This is a genomic window from Variovorax sp. PCZ-1, from assembly GCF_018413605.1.
Classification (GTDB): Bacteria; Pseudomonadota; Gammaproteobacteria; order Burkholderiales; family Burkholderiaceae_C; genus JANMDU01.
In genome coordinates this window covers 1,302,548-1,318,739 of sequence record NZ_JAHCDN010000001.1, presented here as the reverse complement: position 1 = coordinate 1,318,739, position 16,192 = coordinate 1,302,548, and the positions used below count along the sequence as shown (strand labels likewise).

Annotated in this window: 13 protein-coding genes; 7 read left to right on the top strand and 6 right to left on the bottom strand. The window is 56.0% G+C overall.

The genetic code is table 11. The features are described 5' to 3' along the window. Nucleotides 1-105: 105 nt before the first annotated feature. The 5 genes from KIH26_RS06385 (at nucleotide 106) to KIH26_RS06365 (ending at nucleotide 6,434) form a co-directional block, all read left to right on the top strand. On the top strand, nucleotides 106-1,746 hold the full coding sequence (locus KIH26_RS06385; RefSeq protein ID WP_249660980.1) for a DUF4331 domain-containing protein: 1,641 nt from the start codon (nucleotides 106-108) through the stop codon (nucleotides 1,744-1,746). Between the two features lie 24 nt (nucleotides 1,747-1,770). Beyond that, entirely contained in the window at nucleotides 1,771-2,055 is a 285-nt protein-coding gene (locus tag KIH26_RS06380) for a hypothetical protein (RefSeq protein WP_213443537.1), read from the top strand. Between the two features lie 73 nt (nucleotides 2,056-2,128). Continuing rightward, nucleotides 2,129-3,229, top strand: coding sequence for a tetratricopeptide repeat protein (locus tag KIH26_RS06375; protein ID WP_213443535.1), 1,101 nt, complete (start codon nucleotides 2,129-2,131; stop codon nucleotides 3,227-3,229). Then, nucleotides 3,226-4,377, top strand: coding sequence for a HupE/UreJ family protein (locus KIH26_RS06370; RefSeq protein WP_213443533.1), 1,152 nt, complete (start codon nucleotides 3,226-3,228; stop codon nucleotides 4,375-4,377). Before KIH26_RS06375 ends, KIH26_RS06370 begins: the two co-directional genes overlap by 4 nt. Then, entirely contained in the window at nucleotides 4,374-6,434 is a 2,061-nt protein-coding gene (locus KIH26_RS06365) for a TonB-dependent receptor (RefSeq protein WP_213443531.1), read from the top strand. The genes KIH26_RS06370 and KIH26_RS06365 overlap by 4 nt, the downstream gene beginning before the upstream one ends. A 6-nt stretch (nucleotides 6,435-6,440) precedes the next feature. Here KIH26_RS06365 and KIH26_RS06360 read toward each other — a convergent pair whose 3' ends face one another. From KIH26_RS06360 to KIH26_RS06340, 5 genes are all read right to left on the bottom strand, one after another. After that, nucleotides 6,441-7,208 carry a class II aldolase/adducin family protein gene (locus KIH26_RS06360; RefSeq protein ID WP_213443529.1) on the bottom strand — a complete coding sequence of 256 codons (768 nt, stop codon included), beginning with the start codon at nucleotides 7,206-7,208 and terminating at the stop codon, nucleotides 6,441-6,443. Between the two features lie 120 nt (nucleotides 7,209-7,328). Further along, entirely contained in the window at nucleotides 7,329-8,744 is a 1,416-nt protein-coding gene (locus tag KIH26_RS06355) for an ABC transporter ATP-binding protein (protein WP_213443527.1), read from the bottom strand. Beyond that, nucleotides 8,741-9,589, bottom strand: a complete 849-nt coding sequence (locus KIH26_RS06350) for an ABC transporter permease (RefSeq protein WP_213443525.1) — start codon at nucleotides 9,587-9,589, stop codon at nucleotides 8,741-8,743. Before KIH26_RS06350 ends, KIH26_RS06355 begins: the two co-directional genes overlap by 4 nt. Next, on the bottom strand, nucleotides 9,586-10,551 hold the full coding sequence (locus KIH26_RS06345; RefSeq protein ID WP_213443523.1) for an ABC transporter permease: 966 nt from the start codon (nucleotides 10,549-10,551) through the stop codon (nucleotides 9,586-9,588). The genes KIH26_RS06350 and KIH26_RS06345 overlap by 4 nt, the downstream gene beginning before the upstream one ends. A gap of 102 nt (nucleotides 10,552-10,653) precedes the next feature. Then, entirely contained in the window at nucleotides 10,654-12,180 is a 1,527-nt protein-coding gene (locus tag KIH26_RS06340) for an ABC transporter substrate-binding protein (protein WP_213443521.1), read from the bottom strand. Between the two features lie 191 nt (nucleotides 12,181-12,371). Here KIH26_RS06340 and KIH26_RS06335 point away from each other — a divergent pair, with 191 nt between their 5' ends. Beyond that, the gene (locus KIH26_RS06335; protein WP_213443519.1) at nucleotides 12,372-13,310 is read left to right on the top strand and encodes a CysB family HTH-type transcriptional regulator; all 939 of its coding nucleotides are present in this window, start codon (nucleotides 12,372-12,374) and stop codon (nucleotides 13,308-13,310) included. A 110-nt stretch (nucleotides 13,311-13,420) separates the two neighbouring features. Continuing rightward, the gene (locus KIH26_RS06330; protein WP_213443517.1) at nucleotides 13,421-14,584 is read left to right on the top strand and encodes a pyridoxal phosphate-dependent aminotransferase; all 1,164 of its coding nucleotides are present in this window, start codon (nucleotides 13,421-13,423) and stop codon (nucleotides 14,582-14,584) included. 24 nt (nucleotides 14,585-14,608) lie between these two features. On the opposite strand, the gene KIH26_RS06325 is transcribed toward KIH26_RS06330, so the two are convergent. Continuing rightward, a complete protein-coding gene (locus tag KIH26_RS06325; RefSeq protein WP_213443515.1) occupies nucleotides 14,609-16,171 on the bottom strand; it encodes a hypothetical protein in 1,563 nt (520 codons plus the stop codon). Between the last annotated feature and the right edge of the window lie 21 nt (nucleotides 16,172-16,192).

The following is a 16,192-nucleotide window of genomic DNA, read 5'->3' as shown; positions in this document are numbered from 1 at the left end:
TTTAAATGACGCGAACACAATTTTTTGCAAATTACTCAATCCAGTTGAAACAAGGCGGCGTATTGCATGCGGGACATCTCAAAACCCACACATCTAGGAGCACTTATGAAATTTTTGAAGACCTCATTGCACTGCGCCGCTGTCGCGGCCGTGTGCGCGGGCGCTGCCATGATCAGCCCCAGCTTTGCTTCCAGCCACCGGGAAGCGCCTTTCATCACGACTGTGCCCAAGGCGGATAACACGGACTTTTATATGTTCAGAAGCTACGAGACAGGCCGCAGCGATTACGTGACCCTGATCTCCAACTATTTACCGCTGCAAGATGCCTACGGCGGCCCCAACTATTTCAAGATGGATCCCAATGCCCTCTATGAAATTCATGTGGATAACAACGGCGATGCCAAAGAAGACATCACCTTTCAATTTCGCTTTAATAACACCTTGGCCAATAGCGGCAAAGGGGTCGAGCTGGCCATCGGCAACAAGATGGTTGCCATCCCTCTCACCCAAGCCGGCGCGATCAACAGCGTGAACAGCCCAGCCTCCAATGTGCGCGAGACTTTTACTGTCAACATGGTGCGCGGTGATCGTCGTAAAGGCACGGTGGCTCCTGTGCCCAAAGCGGCTGGCGGCAATGTGTTTGACAAGCCCGTAGACTACATCGGCGTCAAAACCTTCGGCAATGCCGCAGCGTATGAGACTTATGCCAACGCGCATGTACAAAACGTGAATTTCCCTGGCTGCCCAGCGGGTAAGACCGCCGGCAAGGTATTCGTCGGTCAGCGCCAAGAAGGCTTCGCTGTGAACCTCGGGCCGATCTTTGATTTGGTGAACGCTACAGCAGCGCAAATCACCGATCCCACCTTGATCAACGCCTTTGCTGGCAACGGCTTTGGCATTCAAGACAAAAACGTCACCACGATGGCCATTGAAATCCACAAGGATTGCTTGACTGCGGGCAATGGCACAGGCGACCCTGTGATTGGCGCATGGACAACAGCCAGCATGCGCCAAGGCCGCTTGCTCACCAACACGCCAGCCTCTGGTCACCAAACCTCTGAGAAAACTGGCGGCGCATGGGTGCAAGTTTCGCGCTTGGGCAATCCGCTGGTGAACGAAGTGGTGATTGGCCTGCGTGACAAAGACAAGTTCAACGGCTCGCATCCCAGCAATGACACGCAATTCTTGGATTACGTGAGCAACCCCACCTTGCCAGCCTTGCTCGGCCTCGTGGTCGGCGGCGGCAATGCTGCAGCATTGGCACCCACCAATCTGCCACGCACTGATTTGATCACCACGTTCTTGACAGGTATCAATGGTGTGAACAAACCAACGACAGCAGCGCCTTCTGAGATGCTGCGTCTGAACACCGCGATCGCACCTGTGGCCTTTGCTCAGCAAAACCGCCTGGGTGTCGCTGGTGAAGTGCTGCGTGTTGGTGGAGTGGCGAATTTGGCCAATGCTGTGGATCTAGCCGGTTTCCCCAATGGCCGTCGCCCTAAAGATGATGTGGTGGACATCGCCTTGGTCGCCATGCTTGGCGGTCTGTGCGTGATCAACGGCACGAACAATGCGCTTGGCTTGAACGGCGTGCCCGGTGTACCCTCACTCACCTCCACCTGCGCACCAGCCAGCGTGCCTCTGGGCGCAACGTCTGCCGCTGTGCATGATGGTGTCGATCAAGCCGTCGTACCTTTCCTCACACGCTTCCCCTACCTGAACACGCCTTTGGCTGGTTCGCAGTAAGCAGCAAAACTAAAGGAGTTTTCTATGAACCACCCATACAAACGGGCTGCGCAAGGCTTACTCGCCTTGTCAGCCAGCGCCCTGCTGATCGCTTGTGGCAGCGGTAACAACATAACCGCCGCAACACCGCCCACCAATGTGCCGGGTACTGACGTGCCAATTGACGCAACGCAAGACAGCACGGCTGCCTTCAACTTCGTGGCAATGGTGGTTGCCATGGGCGAGGCTGATACGGCAACGCCACTGGTGCTGGGCGATGCGGAATTGGCAGTGTCTGACACGGCCGATGCCATGCCCGTAGCAGCTTGATCTAGCAACGATCAAGCTACCAGCGGCTCGGTTGCGCATGCATCCGAGCCGCTTTTTCTTGCGTACAGCAGATATGAAGAAAATATTAAGTGCACTCATTTGTACAAGCATCACTTTCATAGCCTCCGCTCAAGTCAAAGAGCTTCGCATCAGCAATGATGATGCAGTGATTGAAAAACTCGGCGCGCGCATCGCTAAGCCATCCACACCCGCTGATCTTGTACTGGCTGTACGACAAGCGATTTCGCTAGCCCGACAAACCGCCGATCCGCGCTATCTCGGCCAAGCTCAGGCTTTGATTGGCTCGCTCTGGAATAACCAACAAGCCAATTACGAAATAACTACCCTGCAAGCTACCATCGAGCAAAGCCGCCATGAGTTCGCACAGGCACGCAAGACCTTGCAATCAGCCCTAGTCAAGCCTGCTGCCTCACATGCACAAGCTTGGCTCACCTTGGCCACGATTGAGCGCGTACAAGGCAATTACAGCGCGGCCATCACAGCCTGTAAAAGCATCAACGCTACAGAAGCCCTGCTCTACGCGCAAGCCTGCCAGTTAGAGACGCAATCCATGCAAGGCCAATGGCGAGAAGCGCGCGAGGGCTTCACCGCTTTGCTGCGCAATGAGCGCTTGCCCAGCCAGCAGGCTTGGCTGCTCTCATTGCTTGCAGAAAATGAAGAGCGCGCAGGCAAGTCAGATACCGCACTCAAACACTACGCGCTCAGCCTCTCATTGGATAACGATGGCTACACCGCTCTGGCCTATGCCGATGCACTGCTGCGTCAAAAGCAAGCGGCTTTGGCCATCCGAGCCTTACAAAATCAGCCTTCCAGCGATGCCGTGCTGATCCGCCGTGCGCAGGCTTACAAGATGCTGGGCGATTCGCAATATCAAAGATTGGCCGATGAATTGAATGCGCGATTCAGCGCAGCAGCTTTACGCCAAGACAGCAATGCAGGCCACGCACGCGAACAAGCCCTGCATGCGCTTTACGTGCAAGGCAATGCAAGAACGGCGCTCGAGTTTTCGCAAATCAATCTCAAGCTTCAGCGAGAGAGCATTGACTGGTTGATCGCCATGCAAAGTGCTGCTCAACTCGGTGCGCTGGCAGAAAAGACCAAGCTCCTGCAAGCCGCCGCTCAAACCGGCCTCAAAGATGAGAGGCTGAAATGAATCCCGCTTTCCGCCAAATCCTTCTCAGCCTACTCGTCGTATTTTTCAGCGCGCCAACTTGGGCGCATAAAGCCAGCGATGCCTATGTGCTGCTCACTCAGTCAGATGCGCAAACTCCCGTGCAAGCGCAGCTTGCCATCGCACTGCGCGATTTGGATCGCGCATTTGACACGCTGGATGCCAACAATGATCGCGCTTTGAATTTCACTGAAATCAAAGCATCGTTACCAGAGATAGAGCGTTGGGTAGGGCAAGGTATCGAGCTACGCTGCGGCACGAGCACCTCGCCACTGGCTTGGCGCTACGAAGCCTTGGAGCAGCGCTCAGATGGCGTGTTTGTGCGCTTATCTGCCAACACCAGCGCGCCTTGCGACACGAGCAAGAGCGTGAGTCTGCGCTATACGCTCATGCAGGAGATTGACGCTGACCATCGCGCTATCGTGAGCTTCAAATGGCAGCCACAGACTACTGATACTCAAGGCAGCAGTGCTATTAAACCCAGCGAACAGTGGCAAGACATTGCAGATCTTGCCAAACCTGCTGGCGATGTCAGCAGCACAGCGCTATCCACACTCGGCAGCTTCATCGTGCTCGGTATGGAGCACATCGGATCTGGCGCAGATCACATCGCCTTCATCATTTGCTTGGTACTCACTTTGGCACTCACGCTCGCACGCGAGTGGAAAGCGCTGTTGATCACCGTCACCGCCTTCACACTCGGCCACTCCGTCACCCTGATTTCTGCCACGCTCGGCTGGGTCGGCTCACCGAGCTGGGTGGAGCCTGTGATTGCTTTGTCTATCGCGATAGCGGCTGCATTCAATCTCGTCAAACAGCGCTTTGAAAAGTTTCAGTCGCCCTTGATCAGCGCAGCGATCGCCTCCCTGTTCGGCCTGGTGCATGGCTTGGGCTTTTCTGGCGCGATGACCGAAGCGCAATTACCTGAAGGCTCTCTGCTCTGGGCATTGGCGGGTTTCAACATCGGCGTGGAGCTTGGCCAGCTTCTCATCATCGCCGCATGGAGCCTCATTTATTTGGCACTGCATCGCTGGGCTGGATATCAGCGTTGGATCGTGCAAGGCGGCTCTATCGCTTTGATTATTTTGGCTTTGTATTGGTTCTTTGAAAGATTGGGAGTGTTGGGATGAAACGCATCGCTTATTTGTCACCACTGGCCTTGGCGGCGGCTTGCTGCTGCACTGCTGTTTATGCCCAAAGCGCTGAGCCCACACTCAAGCCCATTGAAGTGCCCGCGCATTACGACAATGCAGTGGGGACGAGCGATGCTGCCTCGCAAGGCAGCATCCGCGCTGAGCTGCTGAAAAATAAACCTGCGCTGCGCCCCGGCGAGGTATTGGAGTTCGTGCCTGGTATGGTGGTCACCCAGCATTCAGGCGATGGCAAGGCCAATCAGTATTTTCTGCGCGGCTTCAACCTGGATCACGGCACTGATTTCGCCACCACGATCAACGGTCTGCCTGTGAACATGCCTACACATGCACATGGCCATGGCTACACCGATATCAATTTCCTCATCCCAGAATTGGTGGAGCGCATTGATTACCGCAAAGGCCCTTATTTCGCCACGCATGGCGATTTCGCGGCGGCAGGCGCGGCAGATATTTTGTATCGCACTCAGCTCGCCCCGATTGCTTCTCTTGAGCTGGGCGCGCGCGGCTATCGGCGTGGCTTGGTTGCTGGCTCAGGCCTAGTGGGTGGTGGATTAAAACTGCTCGGCGCGCTTGAGCTTTCGCACAACGATGGCCCTTGGGCATTGAAAGAGAATTTCAACAAGACCAACGCCGTCGTCACGCTGTCTGACGGCAATGCCGCCAATGGCTGGAATGTGAGCTTCATGGATTACCGCGCCCGCTGGCGCTCGACGGATCAAATTCCCGAGCGATTGATTGGCCAGCCTTTCACGGGAGGCACAAGCACCGGCATTTTTGACCGCTTCGATGCTATTGACACATCCAACGGCGGCCGCACCCAGCGCAGCAGCCTCTCTGGCCAATGGCGCAGAAGCGGCCAAGGCATGCGCGATGAAGTCTCGCTCTATGCCATGCGCTACTCGCTCGATCTTTATTCCAACTTCACCTACTTCACCAAAGGCGCAGGCGGCGATCAGTTTCTGCAAAAAGATGCACGCACTGTGTATGGCGGCAGCGCCTCGCGCACCTTCGCGCATTCGCTCGCAGGCAAAGATTCGTCCACCCAATTTGGCGCGCAGCTTCGGCATGATCGCATCCGCGTTGGTCTCTTCGATACCGAGCAACGCAATATCACCAACACCACGCGTGATGATTCTGTGCGCCAAACGCAAACTGGCCTCTTTGCTGAGAACAGCACGCAATGGCTGCCTATGGTGCGCACGGTGGCCGGCATCCGCTGGGATGGCTTGCAAACGAATGTGAACAGCCTCTCTTTGGCTGCGAATTCAGGCAAAGCAAGTGATAGCCAAATCTCGCCCAAGTTCTCCGTGATCCTCGGGCCTTTCAACAAAACTGAATTCTTCTTCAATGCTGGCAAAGGCTTTCATAGCAACGACGCGCGCGGCACCACGATCACCACCGATCCAGCCACCGGTTTGCCCGCAGATCGCGTGCCGGGCCTAGCTGCTTCGCACGGCATCGAGATTGGCGCACGCACCGAAGCCATCAATGGTCTGCAAAGCTCCATCGCTCTGTGGCGCTTGAATGCTGATTCAGAATTGGTTTATGTGGGCGATGCGGGCGCGACAGAAGCTGGCGAAGCCAGCAAGCGCTATGGCATTGAATTCAACAATCGCTACACGCCCATGCCGTGGCTCATTTTTGACGCAGATTTCGCTTGGACGCATGCGCGCTTTGCCAATGGCGATTTTGTAGACAACTCAGTAGATCGTGTGGCCAGCTTTTCGGCCACGGTGAAGCGCAATGGATGGTCTGCCACGCTGGCAACGCGCTATATCGGCTCAGGGCCTTTGGAAGCTACCAACACAGTGCGCTCGCGCCCCAGCATCACCACCAATCTTCGCTTGGGCTATCAGATGAGCAAACAAGTGGAATTCGGCCTAGATGTGTTCAACCTCTTCAATCGCCGCAACGACGATATTCAATACTTCTATGAATCACAGTTGCCCGGTGAAGCTGCACCCGTGGCAGATCGGCATATTCACCCTGGCGAGCCACGCAGTCTGCGCTTATCGATGAAGGTGAATTTTTAACGGGTTTTAAGAAACGTAATTGCCCTGCCCCGAGCGCTCGAGCTTGCGCAGCATCGCCGGCCATACAAAGGCCGCGCCGATGCCATCCGTCTGCACTTTCATCGCCTGTGCTGTACCAGCGAGGATGCGCGGATCCACTTCCGTGAGCGCTCCACCGGCTTGCGCGGAGACTTGAATCTGGCAGGTGCTTTCAAAGACATACATATTCAAGAATGCATCCGCAATGCTCTTACCCACCGTGAGCAGGCCGTGGTTGCGCAGCATCAAAAACTTGGCTTCCCCTAAATCAGCCTGCAAGCGCGGCTTCTCATCTGGCCGGAAAGCCACGCCTTCGTAGGTGTGATACGCGAGCGATCCCAACACGAAGGTGGATTGCTGCGAAATCGGCAGCACCCCTCCCGCCTGCGCACTCACCGCCACGCCCGCTCGCGTATGCGTGTGCAACACGCATTGCGCATCCTCTCGAGCCTCATGCACTGCGCTATGAATCACAAAGCCCGCAGGGTTCACCGGGAAAGACGAATCCATCAGCTTGTTGCATTGCATATCCACTTTCACGAGGCTGGAAGCAGTGATCTCGTCAAACATCAAGCCATACGGGTTGATGAGGAAATGATGATCAGCACCGGGCAGCTTGGCGCTGATATGCGTAAACACCAAATCGCTCCAGCCATAAAGCGCCACCAGCCGATAGCAGGCCGCCAAATCGCAGCGCAAAGCCCATTCTTCAGGGCTCACTTGAGATTTCACGGAAGGGATGCTGAGTGCTGGCATGGGAGTCTCCAAATAGGAATTAGGAGACTATAAACCGACTATTTTCTAAAGACTTTTTTGCATGTCGCCGGGATAACAGCTGCGCGGAGCGCTATTAAAAAGAGAGTGATTGACATCAGTTCAATGCTCAACACCCAAACTTAAATGCTGATGGCTACAAGCACTCGCCAAATGCGCATCATGGCTCACGAGTAGTACGGCGCAGCCACTGGCTTGCGCGGCTTCGCAGAGCAAAGCCATGGTTTGCTGCTGAGTGATCACATCAAGCCGCGAGCTGGGCTCATCGGCGAAGATGAAGGCGGGTTCGAGCAGCAGCAAGCGCAGCAAAGCCAAGCGCTGCAGCTCGCCGCCTGAGACTTGCGCAGGCAAGCGCGCGAGCAAGCCGCTGTGCAATTTGAGCTGCGCCATGAGGGGTTCGATCTTGCTGGCATCTAAGCCATGGCGCGCGATGATGTCTTGTAGCGCTGCACCGATTTGGCGATGGGGCGAGAAAGCAGCCGGTGGGTCTTGGTAGAGTTTTTGGAATTTCCAGGCGGGCACGGAAGTGCGTTCAATCTTTCCCGCATCAGCTTGCACCAAACCAAGCAGCATATTGCCCAGCGTGGTTTTGCCGCAGCCACTTACGCCGCTCACAGCCATAATCTCGCTGCGCTTGAGGGAGAGATCTATGTTTGTGAATAATTTGTTTGCACTAAACGCTTTGCCCAAGCCTTGCGCTGAAATCACTTGCTGTGCATCGGGTTGCACGGCTTGCACCAGAGGCAGCCAATGCCGTGGCTGGGCGGCGAGCAGCGCCTTGGTATAGGCATGCTGCGGATTGCTCAACACTTCGCTAGCGAGCCCGCTCTCCACCACTTGGCCTTGCTGCATCACCATGAGTTGGCCTCCGAGTTGCTCGGCTAAATCCAGATCGTGCGTGATCGTGAGCAGCGCTTGACCTGCTCCTTGCATACCAAGCAGTAGCTGCGCCACTTGCTGCACCGAGCTGCTATCCAATCCTTTGGTGGGCTCATCAGCAATCAAGAGTGATGCACCGGCCAAACCGCTGGCCGCAATGCCCACGCGCTGCGCCATGCCGCCGGAGATTTGATGCAGCCATTGCCCGCCCGCCTGCGCGAGGCCGAGTTGCGCGAGCCGCTCTTGCGCGGCTTGTAAAGCTTGCGCCCAGCTTTGCTTCTGTGCATAGCGCGCGGCTTCGGCCACTTGCGGCAGTATGCGCATGAGTGGGCTCAAAGCACTCCAAGGCTCTTGCGGCAGCATCGTGACTGTGCTGCCCCACAGCGGCAGCGTGAGCGCTCTTTCGCCATTCGTCGCATGGCCTGCAATATGCACCTGCCCACGCGCCACCAAGCCCGCAGGCAAAGCGCCCATGATGGCTTGCGCGAGCAGCGATTTGCCTGCGCCTGATTCACCCACCACGGTGAGCCGCTCGCCGGCGTTCAATGTGAGATTCGCGCCTTCAAACAGCGTGAGGTCAGCCCCATAGCGACTCTCGGTGCGCACGCTCAAATCTTGCACTTGCAGCAAAGGCTTCATGCCGCATCCTCCTGCCCTGCGAGCAAGGCTGCGCCAGATTGCAGCAGCATCACAACGCCAAGAAGCAAGAGCACAGGCGCAGCCAGCAGCCAAGGCGCTTCGTCGTAATAAGGCAAAGCTTCGGTCATCATCAAACCCAGCTCAGCGGTAGGCGGGCGAAGGCCGATGCCAACAAAGCCCAAAGCTGCCACTGCCAACACTGCACTGGCCACGGCATAGCTGGTAAGCCTGAGCAGAGTCGCGCTAAGAGCTGGCCACACATGCCAGCGCAGCACATAGCCGCTGCCAAAGCCGAGCAAGCGGCCGGCCTGCACCGCATCGCCCAGCAAAATGCCGCGCGCGGTCGGCCGCACATAGCGGAAGAACTCCACCCAAGCCGTGAGCACCAAGCCGCTGTAGAGCGCCCATTTTTCTCCCGGAGCGAGAGCAGCAATCAACAACACCCAAAGCAACGCAGGAATGGCAGAGACAGCATCCGCCAGCAAGCTACATGCGCGAGCGATTGCGCCACCACGCCACGCGGCCAACAAACCCAAAGCTCCCCCGAGGCAAACAGCCAGAAGCGCAGAAGCCAGCGCCAAGCCCAGCGAGATGCGCACGGCTTCTGCCAGCCGCGAGAGCACATCGCGCCCCAGATGATCTGTGCCCAGCCAATGCGCAGCGCTGGGGGTTTGCAGGGTAGCGGAGAGGTTTTGCGCATGTGGATCTTGCGCTGTGAAAATGCTTGCTACTGCCCAGATCAGCAATGCACTCAGAAGCACAGAAATACTGATGATTTTGAAGCGTTTTGAGCTGTTCGCCGGCATAGAACCTGCGCGAGGCGCTATTGAATTGATAGTATTCATGCATGCGCTCCCAAAGCCTGCGCATGGCGTTGGCGCGGATCAAGCAGCTTAGCCGCCGTGTCCACCACGGTATTGAGCAGCACAAACAGCAAAGCAGTCACCAGCGCTGTGCCTTGAATCATCGGCACATCGCGCGCAATCACTGCATGCACCATCGCATGCCCAATGCCCGGCCAAGCAAACAAACTCTCCACCACCACCACGCCTTCCATGAGCAACACGAGTTGCACACCCGCATAGGCCAGCGTGGGCAGTGCCACAGCGGGCGCGGCATGCCGCCAGAGCGCGGCGGCCAGCGGCAAGCCTTTGATCTGCGCATATTCAAATGCATCGGATTGCAGCACTTGCCGCAATTTCAGTTGCACCACTTGCGCAATACCTGCGCAAAGCGCAAGCGCCAAAGTGAGCGCAGGAAGAATGATGCTGCCTTCTTCATCATGCCCCGCCACAGGCAGCCATTGCAGGCGCACGGCGATGTAGAGCATCAGCACCACGCCTATTAAAAATGCAGGGCTGGCGCGCAGCACGACGCAAAGCGTGTCAATCAGCCTTGCAAGCCATCCTCCACGAAGCGCTGCAAGCGTTCCCAAAATAACTCCTAGCAACACACCCAGCACCCAAGCCACGAGCGAGAGATGCACCGTCGCGCCCAGCTGATGCACGATCTCGCCCCACACCGGCTCGCCTGTCACGAGCGAATTGCCCAGTCTTAGTTGCAGCAAATCGCCCAACCAACCTATGAGCTGCTGCCAAGCAGGCTTGTCCAGCCCCAGCTCTAGCCGCACCGCTTGCGCCGCATCAGCATTCACCATGTCATACCCATAGCGTGCCGCAGCAATGCGAAAGGCCGCATCGCCTGGCAGAGCGCGTGTGAGAAAAAAGCTGAGCACGCCCATGGCAGCGGCCACGAAGCCCGCTTGCGCAAGCAGACGCGTGAGGGCGGTAAGCCAAAGTTGTCGCATTTGATGAGAGGTCTGTGAATGGAAATCCCGTTCGGGCTGAGCTTGTCGAAGCCTTTGAGCCCTTCGATAAGCTCAGAGCGAACGGTATTGAATTGATTAGTTTTATTTCCAACGCATCTGGCTGATGCGATAGCTGCGCTCCAGCGGATCAATGCTCACGCCATCCAAACGTTTGTTGGATGTGGCTGTATGCTGATACCAAGCCACAGGAATCACCGGCAGCTCAGCTTGCAAAATCGTGGCGATTGAGCCGCGCAATTGCGAGCGGCGCTTCTCATCTGCCGTGGTGCTGAGCGATTCCAAAGCGCTTGTGATCTGCGCACTGCGCCAGCCCATCGCGCCCCAATCGCCTCCCGTGGCCGTGAAATCTTGCAGCAGCGTGCCCAGTGGATCGGGCACGAGGCCATAGTTGCGCGCGAGCAAGCCCAGCTCCAGCGAGCCATCTTTGTGCCCCGCAGGAATCTCGCTCGAATTGGCCACAGCCACGGCCAAATCAATCCCAATCTCTTTGAACTGCGCCTGAATCGCCGCTGCCATCGGCGGCAGCTCAGGCCGATCTGGGAAAGTGCGCAGAGTCGCCTTGAATGGCTGGCCGTCTTTAGTCAGCATGCCATTGCTACCTGCTACCCAGCCAGCCGCTTTGAGCAGCTCTCGGGCTTGCGCCACATTGCGGGAGAGTGGCGCGAGGCCATTCAAATGCCATTCGTCCATACCCGGTGCAAAAAGCTGCGTGGCAGCGGCCTTAGGCTCGCGCAAAATCGCCGTCGCCATGCCCGCGCGATCTAGCGCGAGGCTCATCGCTTGGCGCACGCGCACATCGGCAAATTTGGGCAAGCCCGCATTCACCTTGATATAAATCGTGCGCGGAATCGGCAGGGTGTGAAATTGCAGCGTGGGCTTTTGCTTCAAGCGGTCAAAAGCCGCAGCATCGTGGGTGAACACCAGATCCGCCTGCGCGCTTTCCGCCAGCATGCCTCTCGTCTCGCCCCGGCCAGCAGCCAGATAGCTGATCTTCTCAATCGCTGGCGCTTTGCCATCAAAGGCCGCAAAGCGCTCTGCCGTCACCTTCTGCGGCGGCTGCACAGCGGTGATGCGATAAGGCCCCGAGCCGATCACCGCTTTCACCGAGCCATCTGCCGCATACGAAGCAGGCGCCAAAATCTGCGTGCTGTTGTGTGCCAAGAAAGCAGGCAAGGCGGTAAAGGCTTTGTTCAGCTCAATCACTACTGCGCCCGCGTCCGCAGAGATTTTCTTCACACCCGCATTGCGGAGCACGCCGGGCTGTGCAAGCGCCCGCTCCAGTGATTTTGCGGCTGCATCAGCTGTCACTGCCGAGCCGTCATGAAACTTCGCACTCGGGCGCAGCTTGAAGCGCCATGTGAGTTGGTCTTTAGCCACTTCCCAGCTCGCAGCCAAGCCGGGCACGAGCGCGCCAGCGTTGTTCACCTCCACCAAAGTCTCAGCAATCTCCAGCCGGGTGAACACATAGCCCGCTTTGGATGGATCAAGACTCGTGATCTCCCAAGGCGATGCGATGCTGAGCACGCGATCTTTGGTGTTGGACTGTGCAAATGCAGGCAGTGCAGCCATACCAAGCGCGACAACCAAAAAGGTAGGGAAGACTTTCATAACACTCCTTGAATTCATAAAAATAGCTTGACTCTTTTAAGCTATCACACCTGTCAAGCCCCACATACAAGTTTTATGCCAAAAGTGGCACATCGCCGGCATAGAATCTGCGCAGAATGCTATTGAATTTATAGCAAAGGGATTTTTCAAAGAAAAGGCATAATAAACGCATTCTTTAGCTGTTTTTTGATATGAACCTTCACCAATTCCGCTTCGTGCAAGAAGCCGCACGCCGCAACCTCAATCTCACCGAAGCCGCCAAAGCGCTGCACACCTCGCAGCCTGGCGTCTCCAAAGCCATCATCGAATTTGAAGAAGAACTGGGCATTGAAGTGTTTGCGCGGCACGGCAAGCGCTTAAAGCGCATCACCGAGCCCGGCGCGCAAGTGCTCAAAAGCATCGACATCATCTTGCGCGAAGTCGGAAATTTAAAACGCATCGGCGAGCAATACAGCCTGCAAGACAGCGGCACCTTAAGCATCGCCTCCACCCACACACAAGCGCGCTACGTGCTCCCCACGCCGATTGCCAAACTGCGCGAGACCTTCCCCAAGGTCAACATCAGCCTGCACCAAGGCTCACCCGATCAAGTGGCCAAAATGCTGATTGATGAAGTGGCCGAAATCGGCATCGCCACCGAGAGCTTGGCCGATTACGCCGAACTCGTCACCCTCCCCTGCTACGAATGGCAGCACGTACTCGTGATGCCCAAAGATCACAAGCTCGCCAAGGTCAGCGAAGTGACGCTGCAAGATTTGGCGGGCGAGCCACTGGTTAGCTATCACCCCACCTTCACAGGCCGCACCAAGATAGACGCAGCGTTTGCCGCCAAAAAGTTAGAGCCACGCATGGCCATTGAAGCCATCGACTCAGACGTGATCAAAACCTACGTGCGCGCCGGCCTAGGAGTAGGCATCGTGGCCGAGATGGCAGTGAGCGCCGATGAAAAAGACCTCATCGTCAAACCCGCTGGCCACCTCTTCGGTAAAAACACCGCAAGAGTTGCCTTCAAACGCAGCGCCTACTTGCGCAACTTCATCTACAACTTCACAGAACTCATCTCGCCGCGATTGACGCGAGATTTGGTGAGTAAGGCGCTGTCTGGGTACAGCGACGATTTTTCTCTTTAGCAATAACCTAGCCACCTCCGTTCGCCCTGAGCCTGTCGAAGGGCTCGCCAAGGCTTCGACAAGCTCAACCCGAACGGTAATTTAGTTTTTATCACTTTCTAGTTTTGATCATGCAAGTTTTAGAACGCACTCCAACTCTTCAAACCAAACTCCCCGCCGTTGGCACGACGATTTTCACCGTCATGTCTCAGCTCGCAGCTGAAAAAGGCGCAGTGAATTTAGGCCAAGGCTTCCCTGATTTCGCATGTGATCCAGCTTTGGTCAATGCCGTCACCAGCGCCATGCAAAGCGGCCACAACCAATATCCGCCGATGACGGGCGTGCCAGCCCTGCGCAACGCAGTTGCTACAAAAATAGAAGCACTCCACGCGCGCAAATACTCCGCAGACACCGAAATCACCATCACAGCCGGCGCCACACAGGCCATCATCACAGCGATCCTCGCCGTCGTGCGCACAGGCGATGAAGTGATCGTGCTTGAGCCTTGCTACGACAGCTATGTGCCCAATATCGAGCTCGCAGGCGGCACAGTCGTGCGCGTGCCACTCACACCCAAAACCTTCCGCCCAGATTTCGAAAAAATCTCCGCTGCGATCACGCCGAAGACAAGAGCCATCCTCATCAATAGCCCGCACAACCCCAGCGCCACGATCTGGTCTGAGGCGGAGATGCTCCAACTTCAAGATATCCTCGCACCCACCGAGATCTTGCTCATCAGCGATGAAGTCTATGAGCACATGGTGTTTGACGGTCAGCAACACCAAAGCGCCACCCGCTTCGCAGGCCTCGCCGCCCGCGCCTTCATCGTCAGCAGCTTCGGCAAAACCTATCACGTCACAGGCTGGAAAGTCGGCTACGTGGCCGCGCCCGCGAGCCTCACTGCAGAATTCCGCAAAGTCCACCAGTTCAACGTGTTCACAGTCAACACCCCGGTGCAACACGCCCTCGCCGCCTACATGGCCAGCCCAGCCCCCTACCAAGAGCTCCCCGCCTTCTACCAACGCAAACGCGACCTCTTCTTGAGCGGCATCCAAAAAACCCGCCTCAAACCCCTGCACACCCAAGGCAGCTATTTCCAGTGCGTCGATATTTCAGCGATCTCTGATTTGAACGAAGCCGATTTCTGCAAATGGCTCACGACAGAGATTGGCGTGGCTGCGATTCCGCTCTCTGCCTTCTATGGCAACGGTTTCGATCAACGCGTGGTGCGCTTTTGTTTTGCGAAGAAGGATGAGACGTTGCTACTGGCGCTAGAGCGCTTGGCAAAGCTATAAAAACTCCAAGTGTTTTCGTAGAGTTCAACGGCCCAAGCTATAGCTATACAGCTCTGGTGATAAAGAGAGATAGGCCAAAGTCGCAGATGCACAGTCTTCTCGCGCTTGCATGGATGCGTAGCGCTTCATGGACGTTTTAACATTGAACTTCGCGCGCTTCGCGTTTTCATCAAAGGCAGGCTTGGAGATGATCTGGATATCGATCTCTCGTCGGCCACTCTTTTCCAAGGGTTGGCCGGGTTCAGCAAGTTTGAACTTCACTGTGAAAGGTAGCGAGGGATTTTGCCCACCCAACCGAGCAGTCTGTTGCCCAGGATCGGGCTGCACTGCTTGGCCGTGCCAAGGCTCATTGCCATCATTCAAAAAAATCAAGAAGTGCGCGCCATTCTTGCTGCGCCAAATGGTCAAGATAGGCGGCGAATCGGCCTGTGAATTCGCATACAAACCAATGCGACAGTGCGGCTGGCCAGGCTCTGGCAAATCACGTGGGGGATAGCGCTCGATAAGTGCGTAGTCATCATTTGAGAGCGGGCGCAGATTAATAGGCTGAAAAAAGGCTTCTGGCTCGCTCGCCTGCAAAACAGACTTTTCCCCGCCAATGCGCAGAGAATTAAGCGAAGGCCAAGCAAAAATCCACAAGACATAGGCAAGGCTTGCTACGACTACGCCACCACCAACCCAACGCTTAGCACTAGAGAGGCCACTTCTTACAAGTTTTTCAGGTGCTGCCGTATGACCGCCATCCAAGGATTCAACTCTGAGTTGAGGTGCAAGCCCCGGCATCGTATCTGACCATGAATTGGATCTAGCACGGGCGAGTCTTGCTTGATACACGGGTAATGCAACCTCATCACGAATAGATTGCTCACTTTTTGCTGATGGTTTTACTTCATGCGTTGCCGCTCCAACAGAAGTCGATAATTTCGTAGCAGCTGCTTTTGGCGGTGTTGGTCTCCCAAAAAAGCTCTCGCGCACAAACGGCAATAGCAACACACCCAGCGCTAACGGAAGGTAAGCACCCAGGCTTGCAAAGAGTGCCCGCGACATCAGAATGCCGCCCGTACTCGTCGAAATAGCAAATATGCTGCCGATCAAGCCCACCACACACATAGCAAACAAAGCGATGCCCGCCCACCAACCCCATCGACGAAAAGTTGCAATACCAATAACTGCAGTTAAAGAGAGTCCGATCTGGAGCACAACCAATAGGGCTTGAAAAAATAGTTTAGAAAAGCCAGTACCGCGACCCAAGGCGGCGACGAAGCCCATCAAACCGCCAACACCAAGGAGTAAATTAGAAACAAGGACGAACAGTACAAGCCCGTACCAAAAAGGCGTGCGCTCATTGGCTTGATCCGTTGCGGGCGACAGCCCTAGAGCAACATGTCGCTTTCGAGCTGCGCGATGAACCAGTACAGTAATTCCAGCAACCATACTCGCAACGATGACAAGAAACACAACGCCGAAAAATACAACCAATGGAAGGAAATCACCATGAGCATAGGCTGGTGCACTCATCATTCCGATACCAACAGCGACGAGCACACGAAAGCTGCTTAATTTATTTTTATGTGGTGCGATTTTCATCGCTGAAATTTTAGTTCAGAT

Coding starts and splice junctions, on each gene's coding strand:
- KIH26_RS06365 (WP_213443531.1), top strand. CDS start 4,374: ATGAAACGCATCGCTTATTTGTCACCACTGGCCTTGGCGGCGGCTTGC.
- KIH26_RS06335 (WP_213443519.1), top strand. CDS start 12,372: ATGAACCTTCACCAATTCCGCTTCGTGCAAGAAGCCGCACGCCGCAAC.
- KIH26_RS06355 (WP_213443527.1), bottom strand. CDS start 8,744: ATGAAGCCTTTGCTGCAAGTGCAAGATTTGAGCGTGCGCACCGAGAGT.
- KIH26_RS06385 (WP_249660980.1), top strand. CDS start 106: ATGAAATTTTTGAAGACCTCATTGCACTGCGCCGCTGTCGCGGCCGTG.
- KIH26_RS06380 (WP_213443537.1), top strand. CDS start 1,771: ATGAACCACCCATACAAACGGGCTGCGCAAGGCTTACTCGCCTTGTCA.
- KIH26_RS06345 (WP_213443523.1), bottom strand. CDS start 10,551: ATGCGACAACTTTGGCTTACCGCCCTCACGCGTCTGCTTGCGCAAGCG.
- KIH26_RS06360 (WP_213443529.1), bottom strand. CDS start 7,208: ATGCCAGCACTCAGCATCCCTTCCGTGAAATCTCAAGTGAGCCCTGAA.
- KIH26_RS06350 (WP_213443525.1), bottom strand. CDS start 9,589: ATGAATACTATCAATTCAATAGCGCCTCGCGCAGGTTCTATGCCGGCG.
- KIH26_RS06370 (WP_213443533.1), top strand. CDS start 3,226: ATGAATCCCGCTTTCCGCCAAATCCTTCTCAGCCTACTCGTCGTATTT.
- KIH26_RS06330 (WP_213443517.1), top strand. CDS start 13,421: ATGCAAGTTTTAGAACGCACTCCAACTCTTCAAACCAAACTCCCCGCC.
- KIH26_RS06340 (WP_213443521.1), bottom strand. CDS start 12,180: ATGAAAGTCTTCCCTACCTTTTTGGTTGTCGCGCTTGGTATGGCTGCA.
- KIH26_RS06325 (WP_213443515.1), bottom strand. CDS start 16,171: ATGAAAATCGCACCACATAAAAATAAATTAAGCAGCTTTCGTGTGCTC.
- KIH26_RS06375 (WP_213443535.1), top strand. CDS start 2,129: ATGAAGAAAATATTAAGTGCACTCATTTGTACAAGCATCACTTTCATA.